This is a genomic window from Curtobacterium sp. MCBA15_007, from assembly GCF_001864905.1.
GTDB lineage: Bacteria > Actinomycetota > Actinomycetes > Actinomycetales > Microbacteriaceae > Curtobacterium > Curtobacterium poinsettiae.
Genome location: NZ_MJGM01000029.1, coordinates 1 through 347 on the forward strand (window position 1 = coordinate 1; position 347 = coordinate 347).

The 347-nt window shown below is 68.0% G+C and carries 1 protein-coding gene; it reads right to left on the reverse strand.

What is annotated here, in order from left to right:
• Positions 1–347 (reverse strand): sigma-70 domain-containing protein (locus tag BIU95_RS12440; protein ID WP_302846966.1); only part of this gene is annotated, 347 nt, incomplete at both ends.

A 347-nucleotide genomic window follows, 5' to 3' on the forward strand; every position in this document is an offset into this window, starting at 1 on the left:
CGCGTCACGCCGAACGTGTCACCGATCTGGTCGAGGGTCTTCGGCTGGCCGTCGCCCAGGCCGAAGCGCATGCGGATGACGCCCGCCTCGCGCTCGGACAGGGAGTCGAGCAGGCTCTCGAGCTGCTTCTGCAGCATCGTGAAGCCCACCGCGTCGGCCGGCACGACCGCCTCGGTGTCCTCGATGAGGTCACCGAACTCGGAGTCGCCGTCCTCACCCAGGGGCGTGTGCAGCGAGATCGGCTCGCGACCGTACTTCTGCACCTCGACGACCTTCTCCGGGGTCATGTCGAGCTCGCGTGCGAGCTCTTCCGGAGTGGGTTCGCGACCGAGGTCCTGCAGCATCTG